At 67.2% G+C, this 14,383-nt stretch carries 13 protein-coding genes; 6 read left to right on the top strand and 7 right to left on the bottom strand.

What is annotated here, in order from left to right:
* A complete protein-coding gene (hemF, locus tag ACIPRS_RS16325; RefSeq protein ID WP_446539318.1) occupies positions 1–930 on the top strand; it encodes an oxygen-dependent coproporphyrinogen oxidase in 930 nt (309 codons plus the stop codon).
* A gap of 168 nt (positions 931–1,098) precedes the next feature.
* Here the strand turns inward: hemF and ACIPRS_RS16320 are convergent, their stop codons facing one another.
* Positions 1,099–1,587 (bottom strand): DUF421 domain-containing protein, encoded by a 489-nt coding sequence (locus ACIPRS_RS16320; protein WP_337732664.1) that lies wholly within the window; start codon positions 1,585–1,587, stop codon positions 1,099–1,101.
* Between the two features lie 366 nt (positions 1,588–1,953).
* Complete coding sequence (polA, locus tag ACIPRS_RS16315) at positions 1,954–4,719, bottom strand: DNA polymerase I (RefSeq protein WP_446539317.1); 2,766 nt, start codon at positions 4,717–4,719, stop codon at positions 1,954–1,956.
* Positions 4,720–4,826: 107 nt separating this feature from the next.
* On the opposite strand from polA, the gene ACIPRS_RS16310 reads away from it, so the two are divergent.
* Positions 4,827–5,120, top strand: a complete 294-nt coding sequence (locus ACIPRS_RS16310) for a DUF2782 domain-containing protein (protein ID WP_225591165.1) — start codon at positions 4,827–4,829, stop codon at positions 5,118–5,120.
* Positions 5,121–5,129: 9 nt separating this feature from the next.
* Here ACIPRS_RS16310 and ACIPRS_RS16305 read toward each other — a convergent pair whose 3' ends face one another.
* The 4 genes from ACIPRS_RS16305 to ACIPRS_RS16290 all read right to left on the bottom strand — a co-directional run bounded on the left by ACIPRS_RS16305 (position 5,130) and on the right by ACIPRS_RS16290 (position 9,028).
* Positions 5,130–5,576 (bottom strand): universal stress protein, encoded by a 447-nt coding sequence (locus ACIPRS_RS16305; RefSeq protein ID WP_337732667.1) that lies wholly within the window; start codon positions 5,574–5,576, stop codon positions 5,130–5,132.
* A gap of 78 nt (positions 5,577–5,654) precedes the next feature.
* Positions 5,655–7,856 carry a DNA helicase II gene (uvrD, locus tag ACIPRS_RS16300; RefSeq protein WP_446539316.1) on the bottom strand — a complete coding sequence of 734 codons (2,202 nt, stop codon included), beginning with the start codon at positions 7,854–7,856 and terminating at the stop codon, positions 5,655–5,657.
* Between the two features lie 46 nt (positions 7,857–7,902).
* A complete protein-coding gene (locus tag ACIPRS_RS16295; RefSeq protein ID WP_446539315.1) occupies positions 7,903–8,403 on the bottom strand; it encodes a GNAT family N-acetyltransferase in 501 nt (166 codons plus the stop codon).
* Between the two features lie 4 nt (positions 8,404–8,407).
* Positions 8,408–9,028 (bottom strand): TIGR00645 family protein, encoded by a 621-nt coding sequence (locus tag ACIPRS_RS16290; protein WP_446539314.1) that lies wholly within the window; start codon positions 9,026–9,028, stop codon positions 8,408–8,410.
* 107 nt (positions 9,029–9,135) lie between these two features.
* Here ACIPRS_RS16290 and ACIPRS_RS16285 point away from each other — a divergent pair, with 107 nt between their 5' ends.
* The 3 genes from ACIPRS_RS16285 to ACIPRS_RS16275 all read left to right on the top strand — a co-directional run bounded on the left by ACIPRS_RS16285 (position 9,136) and on the right by ACIPRS_RS16275 (position 12,648).
* Positions 9,136–9,846: a glutathione binding-like protein gene (locus ACIPRS_RS16285; RefSeq protein WP_446539313.1), complete on the top strand. Its 711-nt coding sequence runs from the start codon at positions 9,136–9,138 to the stop codon at positions 9,844–9,846.
* Positions 9,847–9,953: 107 nt separating this feature from the next.
* Positions 9,954–12,179 carry a DPP IV N-terminal domain-containing protein gene (locus ACIPRS_RS16280; RefSeq protein ID WP_446539312.1) on the top strand — a complete coding sequence of 742 codons (2,226 nt, stop codon included), beginning with the start codon at positions 9,954–9,956 and terminating at the stop codon, positions 12,177–12,179.
* Positions 12,180–12,195: 16 nt separating this feature from the next.
* A complete protein-coding gene (locus ACIPRS_RS16275; RefSeq protein ID WP_337732672.1) occupies positions 12,196–12,648 on the top strand; it encodes a cytochrome c oxidase assembly factor Coa1 family protein in 453 nt (150 codons plus the stop codon).
* A gap of 61 nt (positions 12,649–12,709) precedes the next feature.
* On the opposite strand, the gene ACIPRS_RS16270 is transcribed toward ACIPRS_RS16275, so the two are convergent.
* The gene (locus ACIPRS_RS16270) at positions 12,710–13,171 is read right to left on the bottom strand and encodes a hypothetical protein (RefSeq protein ID WP_192202848.1); all 462 of its coding nucleotides are present in this window, start codon (positions 13,169–13,171) and stop codon (positions 12,710–12,712) included.
* Between the two features lie 132 nt (positions 13,172–13,303).
* Between ACIPRS_RS16270 and ACIPRS_RS16265 the strand changes: the two genes are divergently transcribed.
* Positions 13,304–14,323 (top strand): chorismate transformation enzyme, FkbO/Hyg5 family, encoded by a 1,020-nt coding sequence (locus ACIPRS_RS16265; RefSeq protein WP_446539311.1) that lies wholly within the window; start codon positions 13,304–13,306, stop codon positions 14,321–14,323.
* Positions 14,324–14,383: the final 60 nt, after the last annotated feature.

Here is a 14,383-nt window from a genome sequence, read left to right as displayed (position 1 = left end):
ATGAACGACATCACGCCCGTCCGCGACTATCTGACCGACCTGCAGGACCGCATCTGTGCCGCCATCGAAGCCGCCGACGGCAGCGCGCGCTTCCGGGAGGATGCGTGGGCACGGCCACCCGGCGATGCGTCACCGATCCGCGGCGGCGGACGCACCCGCGTGCTGCGCGACGGCGCGGTGTTCGAGCAGGCAGGCATCGGTTTCTCCGATGTATCCGGCGACCGGTTGCCGCCTTCGGCCTCCGCGCACCGGCCTGAACTCGCAGGCGCCTCCTGGCGCGCGGTCGGGGTGTCGCTGGTGTTCCACCCCCGCAACCCCCACCTGCCCACCACGCACGCCAACGTGCGCCATTTCCGCGCAGAACGCGACGGCGAGACCGTGGCATGGTGGTTCGGCGGCGGCTTCGACCTGACCCCGTTCTATCCGGTCGACGAGGATGTGCATCACTGGCACAGGACCGCACGCGACCTGTGCGAGCCCTTCGGCGGCCAGGCGCGTTACGACGCACACAAGCGCTGGTGCGACGAATATTTCTTCCTCAAGCACCGCAACGAGACGCGTGGCGTGGGCGGTCTGTTCTTCGACGATCTGAGCGGGGATTTCGAGCGCGACTTCGGTTACCTGCGCGCCGTCGGTGACGGTTTCCTCGACGCCTACCTGCCGATTGTCGCCCGCCGCAAGGACGCGCACTACGGCGAACGCGAAAGACAGTTCCAGCTGTATCGTCGCGGCCGCTACGTCGAGTTCAACCTGGTCTACGACCGCGGCACACTGTTCGGCCTGCAGAGTGGTGGGCGCGCCGAGTCCATCCTGATGAGCCTGCCCCCCATGGTGCGCTGGGAATACGGCTACGCCCCGGAAGACGGCAGCGACGAGCAGCGGCTGGCGGACTACCTGCGACCACGTGATTGGCTGGCCGAGTTCGCCTGAGCCTGCTCTTCTGTAGGAGCGACGTGAGTCGCGACCGCACGTCATCTGTGGGGGGCTCGGCCGGCGCACGCGGGCCAAGAATTCCCTGTTTCCCGCGCGGTGCGGGTGAGACAAACGTCAACGACGTTTCATTTCCACGGTCGCGACTCACGTCGCTCCTGCAGGGAGCTAGGCCTGCCTGCCCACGACCGTGATGTGCCCGTTGTTCTCCAGTACCGCCAGCCGGATGTCGGCCATGTCCAGGCAGCCGGCTTCGCGCATCGCCTTCTCGAAATCCTCGCGGCTGATCAGCTCACGGCGCAGCACGTCGCGGTAGACCTGCCCGTCGCGCGCCAGCAATACCGGCGCGCCCTCCACCCAGCGCTCCACCTTCGGCGAACGCGCCGACACCAGGCCCACGATCCAGTTCAACGCGATCAGCGTGGCCGCGAGCAACAGACCCCCGCCCACCGACGTATCCGCGCCGAGCAGCGCGTTCTGCACCGCATTGCCCAGCAGGACGACCAGCAGGATGTCGAACGGCGTGAACTGGCCCATCGACCGCTTTCCGGACACACGGAGCATCGCCAGCAGGATGAAGTAGACCACGCACGCCCGCAGCACGAACGCCCACCACGGCATGGCCAGCTGGAACATCTCGGCGAACGTTGCGCTCATGCGTCACCCGGTGGCGAAGGACTGCGCGCACGGTAGCGCACGCGACGCGGGCAAACGACAGGCAATAAAAAGCCCCGCAGACCAGGGGGAGATCGGCGGGGCCAGGGAGCGGGACCTGGGGAGGGGTCGTCGCTCCGGGGGAGATCGCTCCAGGGGATGGGAGAGATCAGTGACAGACGTTGCATCTGTCACGGGCTATATGACCACTCCGGACATGGATGGTTCGTGAAGATTCCGGTTAAAAAACCGTAAGATTCAGGAGGAATTCAGTTTATTGAACTCGTCAGTATACAAATATACCTGACAGGGTTTTCCTGAAGCTTCCGCAAGTCCATGTTCCGGAAGGAAATCCGTCCTGAGGCCCGCTCAGTGGGCCTCTTCCCAGTTGTCGCCCACGCCGCTGTCGACCACCAGCGGAACGCTCAGTTGCGCTGCGGCAGCCATCCGCGCTGTCGCCTCTTTCAGCAAAGTCGGCACGAAGCCGGCGTCGGCTTCGAACACCAGTTCGTCGTGCACCTGCAGGATCATCAGCGCCTGGTCGCGGTGATCCGCAAGCCATGCATCCACGCCGATCATCGCGCGCTTGATGATGTCCGCCGCCGTACCCTGCATCGGCGCATTGATCGCCGCGCGCTCGGCGCCGGCGCGCTGGCCCTGCGTCCCCTTGTTGATGTACTCCAGGTACAGGCGGCGACCGAACACGGTTTCGACATAGCCGTGTTCGCGCGCCTGCTGGCGCGTGCGCTCCATGTAGTCGCGCACGCCGGGGTAACGGCTGAAGTACAGCGCGATGTAGTCCTGCGCCTCGCCACGGCCGATGCCCAGCTGGCGCGCCAGGCCGAAGGCGCTCATGCCGTACATCAAACCGAAGTTGATCGCCTTGGCGGCGCGGCGCTCGTTGCCGGTGACGTCTTCCAGCTTGCGCCCGAACACTTCCGCCGCCGTCGCCTTGTGGATGTCGGCGCCGGACTCGAACGCGCGCACCAGCCCGGGATCCTGCGACAGGTGGGCCATGATGCGCAGCTCGATCTGCGAGTAATCGCAGGCCACGAGCTTGCGGCCCGGCGGCGCGACGAATGCCTTGCGGATGCGGCGCCCGTCCTCGGTGCGGATCGGGATGTTCTGCAGGTTGGGATCGGTGGACGACAACCGTCCCGTTGCCGCACCGGCCTGGTGGTAGCTGGTGTGCACGCGACCGGTGTCGGGATTGACCATCTCCGGCAGCTTGTCAGTGTAGGTGCTGCGCAGTTTGGCCAGGCCACGGTATTCCAGGATCACCCGAGGCAGTTCGTGCTGGTCGGCGATGGCTTCGAGTGCTTCCTCATTCGTGCTGGGCTGGCCGGTGGGCGTCTTCACCAGCACCGGCAGCTTGAGCTCGTCGAATAGCAGCGCCTGCAGCTGCTTGGGCGAATCGAGGTTGAACGTGCGGCCCGCGAGTTCGGTGGCCTTCTGCTGCGCGGCCAGCATGCGCTTGGACAGGTCGGCGCTCTGCCGGCGCAGTTCATCGCCATCGATCATCACGCCGTTGGCCTCGATGCGCGCCAGCACGGGGACCAGCGGCATCTCGATGTCGCGGTAGACGCTTTCCAGTCCGGCTTCCGCTGCCAGCTTCGGCGCCAGCGCGCGGTGCAGGCGCAGGGTGATGTCGGCGTCCTCGGCGGCGTAGCGGGTGGCGTCGTCGATGGCCACCTGCGAGAACAGGATCTGCTTGGCGCCCTTGCCGGCGACATCTTCGTACTTGATGGTGTCGTAGCCAAGGTGGCGCTTGGCCAGGCTGTCCATGTCGTGCCGGTTGCTGCCGGCATTCAGCACGAAGCTCTCCAGCATCGTGTCGTCTGCGTAGCCCCGCACGTCCACGCCGTGGCGGCGCAACACGTGCAGGTCGTACTTGCCGTGCTGGCCGAGCTTGCGCCGGCCTGCATCGGCGAACACGGGTGCGAGCGCCGCAAGCACCGCCTCGCGGCCGAGTTGCAGCGGCGCGCCGGGATAGTCATGTCCCACCGGTATGTACACGGCCTTGCCGGGTTCGGTGGCGAAGCTCAGGCCGACCAGGTTCGCGCGCATGGGATCGAGGCTGTCGGTTTCGGTATCGAACGCGAATTCGTCCGCCTGCTCCAGCTGCGCCACCAGCGCTTCAAGCTGCGCGGGCTCCGTCACGGTCGTGTATTCGCCCGCAACGCCGAGCGACGCGTCGATGACTGCATCGTCCGCGATCGCCGCCGCCACGCGACCGGTGCCGCGTGCACGACCCGGCTCCTTTTCTGCCACCGCGGACGCGTCGACAGTGCCACCCTCGAGCTCCTTCAGCGCCTGGTTGAAACCATAGCGCGCGTACAACTCGCGCAACTCATCCACATGGCGTTCGCGCAGCGGCAGCGTCTCCGGCCCGCCATCCAGTGCAACGTCGGTCTTGATGGTGACCAGTTCGCGATTCAGCGGCAGGCGTGGCAGGGCCGCGCGCAGGTTGTCGCCGATCTTGCCCTTGATCTCGCCGGCCCGGTCGATGATCGCAGCCAGCGTGCCGTATTCGCCCAGCCATTTGGCGGCGGTCTTCGGACCGCACTTCTCCACGCCGGGCACGTTGTCCACGGTGTCGCCCATCAGGGCAAGGAAGTCGACGATCTGCTCCGGCCGCACGCCGAACTTCTCCACCACTGCCTCGGTGGAATCCAGCCGGCTGCCGCTCATGGTGTTGACCAGTGCCACGCCAGGACGCACCAGCTGCGCGAAATCCTTGTCGCTGGTGGAAATGGTCACGTCCATGCCCTGCGCCGCGCCCTGCAACGCAAGCGTGCCGATCACATCGTCCGCTTCCACGCCCTCGACACGCAGCAGCGGGAAGCCGAGCGCCTGCACGATGCGGATCATCGGCTCCACCTGCGCGCGCAGCTCTTCCGGCATCGGCGGGCGGTTGGCCTTGTAGTCCGGATACAGTTCGTCGCGGAAGGTCGGCCCGCTGGCATCGAGCACGAAGGCCACGAAGTCGGGCTTTTCCTTCAGCGTCGCGCGCAGCATGTTGACCACGCCGAAGAGCGCGCCGGTAGGCTCGCCCTGCGCATTGGTCAGCGGTGGCAGCGCATGGAACGCACGGAACAGGTAGCTGGAGCCGTCGATGAGTACGAGTCGTGTCATGCCGGCATTCTACGCCGCGTGCCTTGCATGCGGCGTCACGCGCGCCGCCCGGCGTTGGGCGCATAATCGGGCCATCCATCCCCCGAAAGGTCGCCACGATGACCCGCATGACGAAGCGTGCCGTGCTGCTCTCCTGCCTGCTGGCACTGGCCGGCTGCGCATCGACCGGCAGCGATCCCACCAACGTCGATCTCGCCAACGCGCAGGTCGCCGTCCGCACCGAGAAAAATGGTGACGTGATCGAGGAGTACCGCGTGGCCGGCAACCTGCGGATGGTCAAGGTCACGCCATCGCGCGGCGCGCCCTACTACCTGTATGACTCCGACGGCGACGGGCGCCTGGACAAGAGCAAGGACAACGTCGACGTATCGCCCGTCTACTGGAAGCTCTATGGCTGGTGAGATGCCGCGCTAGCGGATCACCAGCACCGGCACACCGCAGCGGGCCAGTACTTCGCTGGTCTGGCTGCCCAGCAGCAGGCGCCCGAGCGCACGTCGGCCATGCGAGGCCATGACGATCAGGTCGCAGCCCTGGCGTTCGGTGGTTTCGACGATGGCTTCCGCGGCGTACCGGTCAGCGACGTGCAGGCACTGCACCTCGATGCCATGCCGGGTCGCCTGTGCGACGGCTCCGTCCAGCACCCGGCGTGCGGCCTCTTCGCGGGCCGCCTGGAATTCCGGCAGCGAGGTGCCCACCGCGCTCCAGCCCAGGCCGTCATCGAAGCCGGTATTGATGGGTTCACTGACCGTCAGCACGGTGGCCCTGGCCTGCAGTCGCGTCGCCAGCGCGAGGCCATGTTCCACGCCCTTGCCTGCCAGTTCGGAACCGTCGGTCGCGATCAGGATATGCCGGTACATGCCGCACCTCAGGGTGATGGGGTGCGGCCATTACACGCCTGGCGGGCTTAGTGCGCCGTGATCTGGATCAATCGCGGCCTAGACGGCCTGCAGGTTCGCGTAGGCCAGCACCAGCCACTTGCTGCCCTCGCTGTCGAAGTTCACCTGCACCCGCGCGTGGGCGCCGCTGCCTTCGTAATCGGTGACCACGCCATGGCCGAACTTGGCGTGGGTGACGGTCTGGCCCAGCTTGAGGCCGGGCGTTTCCAGGCTGGCATGGCCCGGCGTCGCCCGGGTAGCGAAGCCGGAGGCCGGTCGGCTGACCTGCACGCGGGGCCGCACCTCGTTCAGCAGGTTGGCGGGGATCTCGCGCAGGAAGCGTGAGGGGATCCCGTACATGTCCTGCCCGTGCAGGCGTCGCGCCTCGGCAAAGCTCAGCACCAGTTTCTGCCGCGCCCGGGTGATGCCCACGTAGGCGAGGCGGCGCTCTTCTTCCAGTCGCCCGCTCTCGTCCAGCGAGCGGTTGCTGGGGAACAGCCCCTCCTCCAGCCCGGCCAGGAACACCAGCGGGAATTCCAGGCCCTTGGCCGAGTGCAACGTCATCAGCTGCACGCCATCCTCACCGGCCTCGACCTGGCCTTCGCCCGCTTCAAGCGCGGCGTAGGACAGGAAGGCGACCAGCTCGCTCATGCCCTCGCTGCCATTCTCGTCATCGGCGATGTCTTCGCGACGCACGAAGCGCGACGCGACCGACACCAGTTCGTCCAGGTTCTCGGTGCGCGATTCCGAATCCAGCCCGCCGCGGCTCTCGCGCGCCCAGTGCTCGCGCAGGCCGGAGCGCGCCAGCACGTGGTCGACGCGCTCGGCCAGCGTCATCTCCGCAGTCTCCTCGGCCAACTGGTCGACCAATGCGGCGAATGCGGCCAGCGCATTGCGTGCGCGCCCGGCCAGGTCGCTGCCCTGCGCCGCCAGCATCGCCGCGCCCCATAGCGATACGCGTGCGCCGCGCGCCAGCCGGCGGACTTCGTCCAGCGTACGCTCGCCGATGCCGCGCGTGGGCGTGTTGACCACGCGCTCGAACGCCGCGTCGTCCGCCCGGTTGGCCATCAGGCGCAGGTACGCGAGGGCATCCTTGATTTCGGCGCGCTCGAAGAAGCGCATGCCGCCATACACGCGATAAGGCACCTGCTCCGACAGCAAGGCCTCTTCGAACGCACGCGACTGCGCGTTGCTGCGGTAGAGGATGGCGGCATCGCCGAGGCTGCCTCCGTCGCGTACCCATTGGCGGATGCGCTCGACGACGAAGCGCGCTTCGTCCATTTCGTTGTAGGCGGCGTACAGGTCGATCGGTTCGCCGTCGCCGGTATCGGTCCAAAGCTGCTTGCCGATCCGGCCGGGGTTGTGCGCGATCACGGCGTTGGCCGCGCCCAGAATGTTCGCGCTGGACCGGTAGTTCTGCTCCAGCCGGATGGTCCGCGCGGACGGATAGTCGCGCAGGAACTGCTGCATGTTCTCGACCTTGGCGCCGCGCCAGCCGTAGATGCTCTGGTCGTCGTCGCCCACCACGAAGACGTGGCCCGTATCGCCCGCCAGCACGCGCACGAAGGCGTACTGGATGGCATTGGTGTCCTGGAATTCGTCCACCAGGATCTCGCGGAAACGCGTGCGGTAGTGCGCCAGCAAGGCCGGCGTGTCGCGCAGCAGCTCGTGCGCGCGCAGCAGTAGTTCGGCGAAATCCACCAGACCGGCGCGGTCGCACCGTTCCTGGTAACCGGCGTAGACCTGGCGGCGGATGTCCAGCCATTCGTCGTTCGGCGCCGGCTGGATGTGCTCGGGGCGGCAGCCCTCGTCCTTCTGCTCGTTGATCCACCACGCCAGTTGCTTGGGCGGGAACTTGCCTTCGTCCAGCTCCATCGCCTGCACCACGCGCTTGACCAGCCGTTGCTGGTCATCGCTGTCCAGTACCTGGAAGGTCTCGGGCAGCTTCGCTTCCTGCCAGTGCAGGCGCAGCAGGCGATGGGCAAGGCCGTGGAAGGTGCCGATCCACATGCCGCGGCTGCCGTTGCGCAACTGCACGTCGGCGCGGGCGCGCATTTCGCCGGCCGCCTTGTTGGTGAAGGTCACCGCCAGGATGCCGTGCGTGGGCACGCCGAAGACTTCGTTGAGCCAGGCGATGCGGTGGGTCAGCACGCGGGTCTTGCCGGAGCCGGCGCCGGCCAGGACGAGGTAATGCCCCTGCGCTGCGGAAACGGCGTCGCGCTGGGCGGGATTCAGGTGGTCGAGCAGGTGGGAAACATCCATCCGCGCATTTTACGGCCTACTGCGGCCCACGCCTTGAGACGCTGGCTCAGGCCAGCTCGGCGACCTGCATCGAGACCTGCTTGCGGCCGTCGTCCAGCCATTGGCGGCCGGTCTCGACAAAGCCGTGGCGCACGTGGAACAGGCGCGACGGCTCGTTCGGCGGCACCACATTGAACTCGCAGGTGATGCGCGGGATGCCATGCGCACGGGCGAAGGCGAACAGGTCTGCGTACAGCCGCGAGCCCAGCCGGTGCCCCTGCGCGGCCGCGTCCACGACGATGCGGTCGACGTAGAGGAAGTCCGGATAGCGTTCAGCGAACCACCCGAAGTTGTCGTTGCGGTAATCCGCCCCGGCGCGCATGGCCAGCAGGAAGGCGACCACGCGACCGTCGAGCGTCGCCACGCGGTGATAAGCGGACAGGGACGCCAAGTGGCGCAACCTGTCCGCATCCATGGGGCTGGTGTGGCGGACCTCGGCTTCGTTCAGCGCAACGATGGCGGCGTAGTCGCCATCGTTTGCGTCGCGTATCTCAGGTTCGGCCGCCACGGGGTCAGTGTGCGGCGTGCTTGGCGGGGGCTCCACCATTCATGAGCTTGTCCGTCCAGGCGATGCCAATGGCCGACAGGATGAAGACGCAGTGGATGATGGTCTGCCAGAGCACGCCGTCAGGGGTCAGCTGGGTGCACTGCGTGCTCGTGATCGCCATCTCGGCCTTCATCTGGGCCAGCTGGTCCGGCGTGCAGAAAGGCAAACCCTTCAAGGCGCCCGCTGCGATGAACGTCTTCAGCAGGTGGATCGAGGAGATGCCGATGATCGCCATCGCCAGCTTCACCTTCAGCACGCTGGCGTTGACGTGACTCAGCCATTCGGGCTGGTCCGGATGGCCTTCCAGGCGCAGGCGCGATACGAAGGTTTCGTAGCCACCGACGATCACCATGACCAGCAGGTTGGAGATCATCACCACGTCGATCAGGCCGAGCACGATCAGCATGATCTCCTGCTCGCCGAGACCCGGCGCGCGATGAATCAGGTGCCATAGCTCCTTGCCGAACAGGAACACGTACACGCACTGGGCGACGATCAGACCCAGGTACAGCGGTAGCTGCAGCCAGCGCGACGCGAAGATCAGGTTGGGCAGGAAGTTGGGGCGAGGGCTGGCGGGGAGCGTCATGGGAACGGTCTTTTCCAAGGATGGCGCAGGGTACCGGCCGGATTTGACGCTGCCAAGCCCGCACGGACGGCTAGACTCGAAGGCCTCCCCCTCCTGCGGAATCCACCATGATCGACCTGTACTACTGGCCCACCCCGAACGGCCACAAGATCACGCTGCTGCTGGAGGAGCTGGCCGATGCAGGCGCGAAACTCGACTACCGCATCGTGCCGGTGAACATCGGCAAGGGCGACCAGTTCAAGCCCGACTATCTGGCGTTCTCGCCCAACAACAAGATGCCGGCCATCATCGACCGCACCCCCACCGACGGCGGCGAACCGATCAGCGTCTTCGAATCCGGCGCCATCCTGGTGTACCTGGCCAACAAGACCGGCCGCTTCTTCGGCGCCGACACCCGCCAGAAAGTGGCCGTGAACCAGTGGCTGATGTGGCAGATGGGCGGCCTGGGCCCGATGACCGGGCAGTACGGCCACTTCACCGTGTACGCGCCGGAGAAGATTCCCTACGCCATCGACCGCTACACGCGCGAGGTGCAGCGCCTGCTCGGCGTGCTGGACACGCAGCTTGCGAAACATGCCTACATCGCCGGCGACGACTACAGCATCGCCGACATGGCCACGCATCCGTGGATCAACGCCTACGACAAGGCCCCGCTGGATCTGTCGCCCTATCCCGCCCTGCAGCGCTGGCGCGCCGAGATCGCGGCGCGGCCGGCCGTGCAACGCGCGTATGCGCTGCAGTCGCAGGTCAATCCGAACGCGGGCCAGCCGCTCAGCGACGAGGAGCGCAAGCACCTGTTCGGCCAGCCCTCACGGTAGACGGAGCCGAGCCTGCTCGGCTGCGCCGCATCAGGACGCATCCGGCCCGCGCGCGGCGGCCAATGCAATAATCCGGGACTGACCGGCCCTGCCGCCCGAGAAATCCGATGCGCCTCGCCCTGTTCGCCCTGATGACACTCGCCACCGCCCTCCCCACCCACGCCGAAAAACTCACCCTGGAAGCGATCACCGGCAGCGCGCCCCTGTCCGGCCCGACGCTGACCAAGCCGCAGGTCGCGCCGGACGGATCGCGGGTGACCTTCCTGCGCGGCAAGGACAGCGACCGCAACCGGCTGGATCTGTGGGAATACGACATCGCCAGCGGACAGACGCGCCTGCTGGTGGATTCGTCGGTGGTGCTGCCCGGCGAGGAAGTGCTGAGTGATGAGGAAAAGGCGCGCCGCGAGCGCCAGCGCATCGCTGCACTGTCCGGCATCGTCGATTACCAATGGTCGCCGGATGGCAAGGCACTGCTGTTCCCGCTGGGCGGCGAGCTTTACTTCTACGACCTGGCGAAGTCCGGCAAGGACGCGGTGCGCAAGCTGACGGATGGCGGTGGTTTTGCCACCGATCCGAAGATATCGCCTAAGGGGGGCTTCGTCAGCTTCATCCGCGACCGCAACCTGTGGGTCATCGAGCTGGCCAGCGGCAGGGAAACACAGCTGACCCGCGACGGCAGCGACGTGATCGGCAACGGCGTGGCCGAATTCGTCGCCGACGAAGAAATGGATCGCCATACCGGCTACTGGTGGGCGCCGGACGATTCCGCCATCGCCTTCGCGCGCATCGACGAAACGCCGGTGCCGGTACAGAAGCGCTACGAGGTGTACCCCGACCGCACCGAGGTGATCGAGCAGCGGTATCCGGCGGCGGGCGATGACAACGTGCTGGTGCAACTGGGTGTGATCGCACCGAAGGCCGGCGCAAAGCCGCGCTGGATCGACCTGGGTGCGGACCAGGACATCTATCTGGCCCGCGTCGACTGGCGCGACCCGCAACGCCTGACCTTCCAGCGCCAGTCGCGCGACCAGAAGAAGCTCGAGCTGATCGAAACCACACTGGCCACCGGCACGCAGCGCACGCTGGTGACGGAAACCTCGAAGACCTGGGTGCCACTGCACAGCGACCTGCGCTTCCTGAAGGACGGGCGCTTCCTGTGGTCGTCGGAGCGCAGCGGGTTCGAACACCTGTACATGGCATCGGAAGACGGGTCCGAGCTGACCGCGTTGACGCAGGGCGAGTGGGTGGTCGACGGCCTGCTGGCCATCGACGAAGCCGCCGGCCTGGTCTACGCCAGCGGCACGCGTGATGGCGCCACCGAGACGCACGTGTATGCCGTGCCGTTGTCCGGCGGCGAGCCGCGTCGTTTGACGCAGGCGCCCGGCATGCATGCTGCCGCCTTCGCCCGCAATGCCAGTGTCTTCGTCGACAGCTGGTCCAGCGACACCACGCCGCCGCAGATCGAGCTGTTCAAGGCCGACGGCACGAAGCTGGCGACCCTGCTCACCAACGATGCGACCGATGCGGCGCATCCCTACGCGAAGTACCTCGGCGCCCACCAGCCCACCACCTACGGCACGCTGACGGCCGCTGACGGCCGCACGCCGCTGCATTACAGCCTGATCAAGCCGGCCGGCTTCGACCCGAAGAAGAAGTACCCGGTGGTTGTCTTCGTGTACGGCGGCCCGGCGGCGCAGACCGTCACCCGCGCCTGGCCCGGCCGCAGCGATGCCTTCTTCAACCAGTACCTGGCCCAGCAGGGCTACCTGGTGTTCTCGCTGGACAACCGCGGCACGCCACGCCGTGGCGCAGCCTTCGGTGGCGCGCTGTACGGCAGGCAGGGCACGGTGGAAGTGGACGACCAGCTGCGCGGCGTCGAATGGCTGAAGTCGCAATCGTTCGTCGATGCCGCGCGCATCGGCGTGCACGGCTGGTCCAACGGCGGCTACATGACGCTGATGCTGCTGGCCAAACACAGCGAGGCTTATGCCTGCGGTGTGTCCGGTGCGCCGGTGACGGACTGGGCGCTGTACGACACCCACTACACCGAGCGCTACATGGACCTGCCGAACGCGAACGAAGCCGGCTACCGCGAGGCCAGCGTGTTCACCCACCTGGACGGCCTGCACTCGAAGCTGCTCTTGATCCACGGCATGGCCGACGACAACGTGCTGTTTTCCAACTCGACGAAGCTGATGAGTGACCTGCAGAAGCGCGGTACGCCGTTCGAGCTGATGACCTACCCCGGCGCCAAGCACGGCCTGCGCGGCAGCGACCTGCTGCACCGCTACCGCCTGACCGAGGATTTCTTCGGTCGTTGCCTGAAGCCCTGAGACGAAGGAGACGCCGATGTCCGCTTCCCCGCCGCCGATGCCCGCCGCCGTGAAAGCGGGCTGGTGGAGCCGCAACTGGAAATGGTGCGTGCCCGTGCTGGCGGTGGTGCTGCTGGCCTCGTTCCTGGCCTTCATCGCCGGGCTGATGACACTGATCTTCGGCGCGATGAAATCCTCCGAACCCTACCGGCATGCGATGGCACGGGCGCAGGCCGATGCGGCCGTGGTCGCCGCACTGGGCACCCCGATCAAGCCGGGCTGGTTCGTGCAGGGCAGCCTCAACAGCAGTGGAGCGGGCGGCGAGGCAGAGCTGGCAATCCCGCTTGATGGCGGCAAGACCGATGGCACGCTGTTCGTGGTGGCGGAGAAGCGCGCCGGTGAATGGCACTACGAAACGCTGGCCGTCAACGTGGACGGCGGCGAACGGATCGTGCTGGAAGCCGGCAACGACGGGCCGGCATCTCCCTGACCCCACGAACGACGAAGGCGGCCATGGGCCGCCTTCGGATCGCATCCGGCAGGTGGCCGGCTCAGTTCTTCGGTGCCGGGTCCGGCACGACCAGGGTGGGGTCCACCGCCGTGCCCGGCGGCACGTAGATCGCCACGCCTGCGGCCTGCTTCTGGGTGGTGGGAATGCCCATGCTCAGACCGCCGCCCGAGTGGCGGCCGTAACTGCCGGCGCCCACCGACATGCCGACCGGGGAACCACTGGATCCCACGCCGACCAGCACCACGCCGTTCGCCCCGAGGGCGGCGGCTTCGCGCTTGAGGCGTGCCACGGCGGCGTCGGTCTGGCCCTGCGTGCCGAAGCCGACGGCACTCTTGGATTCAAGCTGCGCGATTTCCAGCGACCCCGCAGGCGCGGTGCGGTAGACCTGGACCTGCGCAGGATCGATGGCGGGGCGCGCCTGCCCCAGCATGACCTTGGAGCTGCTGGCGCAGCCGGCACTGAGCGCGGCGACGAGCACGATGGCAGCGATACGGAACGACATGGCGGCTTCTCCCGGTGACCTGCGGCGATCTTCCGCCGATGCCGCTGAATACTGGCACAGCCAGCAGGCGTCCGGCGTGACGGGATGGGCGGGTTATCATTTCGCCCCGACATGCCCCCCGTTTCCCGCACGATGAGCTCCGCCCCCGACCATCCACCCGCGCCGCAGCGGCTGGCCGTCGACTACATCCATGCGCCCACGCCACGGGCGTTGCTGAGCCTGCCGGAGACGCTGGCCGTGTTCGGTTTCGGCGCGCTGGCGCCCGCTACCTCGACCATCGACGACCCGCGCTACCTGCGCGTGCCGCTGTCGCCGTTGCGCGAAGCCGCGGCCCCGTACGAAGTCTGGCGTGCGGCGGGCCCCGTGACCACCGGCCGCGAAGGCGCGGTGCGCTACAGCCACGACGGGGCGCTGATGTTCGGCGTGGTGGAGTGGGAAGAACCCGAAGGCGGCATCCTGCACGCAAGCGCGCATGCATATGCCGCGATGGCCGCCTTCTGGCGCGACAGCGGATATCCGCACCTGCTGCGCATCTGGAATTACTTCGATGCCATCACGCAGGGCGAAGGCGACGGTGAACGCTACCGGCAATTCTGCATCGGCCGCGTGCAGGGCCTGGGCGATATCGATACGCGTGCGCTGCCCGCCGCCACGGCGATAGGCAGCCGCGATGGCCGCCGCGTGCTGCAGGTCTACTGGCTCGCCGCACGTGAACCGGGTACGCCGCTGGAGAATCCGCGCCAGGTCAGTGCCTACCGCTATCCGCGCGAATACGGCCCGCAATCCCCGAGCTTCGCGCGCGCGTTGCTGCCTCCGTCGCACCAGGTGCCCCTGTTGCTGTCCGGCACCGCCAGTATCGTCGGCCATGCGTCGCAGCACGCGGACTCGCTGCGCGCGCAACTGGACGAGACCCTCACCAACCTCGACAGCCTGCTGGGCGCGGCGCGCACCCACGCGGCGACGTTGCCGGCGCACCTGGATGCGAGTTCGCGCCTGAAGGTCTACGTGAGTGATGCCGCCGACGCCGACACCGTGGCCGCGCAACTCGAGGCCCGCCTGGGCACGCGCGTGCCATGGCTGATGCTGCATGCCGACGTCTGCCGGCGCGAGCTGCTGGTCGAGATCGAGGGCATGCACGGCGTGGGAGCTTGAAGCGCCCGGCGACCGTCCGCATAGTGGAAACACGGGGCGACCTTCCGCACGCCCGCATGG

Source organism: Pseudoxanthomonas sp. LARHCG66 (assembly GCF_052871755.1).
This window is presented reverse-complemented; position numbering and strand designations above follow the sequence as displayed.

Excerpts from the sequence above, each read along its gene's own strand:
- ACIPRS_RS16280 (WP_446539312.1), top strand. The coding sequence starts at position 9,954 with ATGCGCCTCGCCCTGTTCGCCCTGATGACACTCGCCACCGCCCTCCCC.
- ACIPRS_RS16310 (WP_225591165.1), top strand. The coding sequence starts at position 4,827 with ATGACGAAGCGTGCCGTGCTGCTCTCCTGCCTGCTGGCACTGGCCGGC.
- ACIPRS_RS16270 (WP_192202848.1), bottom strand. The coding sequence starts at position 13,171 with ATGTCGTTCCGTATCGCTGCCATCGTGCTCGTCGCCGCGCTCAGTGCC.
- ACIPRS_RS16275 (WP_337732672.1), top strand. The coding sequence starts at position 12,196 with ATGTCCGCTTCCCCGCCGCCGATGCCCGCCGCCGTGAAAGCGGGCTGG.
- ACIPRS_RS16290 (WP_446539314.1), bottom strand. The coding sequence starts at position 9,028 with ATGACGCTCCCCGCCAGCCCTCGCCCCAACTTCCTGCCCAACCTGATC.
- hemF (WP_446539318.1), top strand. The coding sequence starts at position 1 with ATGAACGACATCACGCCCGTCCGCGACTATCTGACCGACCTGCAGGAC.
- ACIPRS_RS16265 (WP_446539311.1), top strand. The coding sequence starts at position 13,304 with ATGAGCTCCGCCCCCGACCATCCACCCGCGCCGCAGCGGCTGGCCGTC.
- ACIPRS_RS16320 (WP_337732664.1), bottom strand. The coding sequence starts at position 1,587 with ATGAGCGCAACGTTCGCCGAGATGTTCCAGCTGGCCATGCCGTGGTGG.
- uvrD (WP_446539316.1), bottom strand. The coding sequence starts at position 7,856 with ATGGATGTTTCCCACCTGCTCGACCACCTGAATCCCGCCCAGCGCGAC.
- polA (WP_446539317.1), bottom strand. The coding sequence starts at position 4,719 with ATGACACGACTCGTACTCATCGACGGCTCCAGCTACCTGTTCCGTGCG.
- ACIPRS_RS16285 (WP_446539313.1), top strand. The coding sequence starts at position 9,136 with ATGATCGACCTGTACTACTGGCCCACCCCGAACGGCCACAAGATCACG.
- ACIPRS_RS16305 (WP_337732667.1), bottom strand. The coding sequence starts at position 5,576 with ATGTACCGGCATATCCTGATCGCGACCGACGGTTCCGAACTGGCAGGC.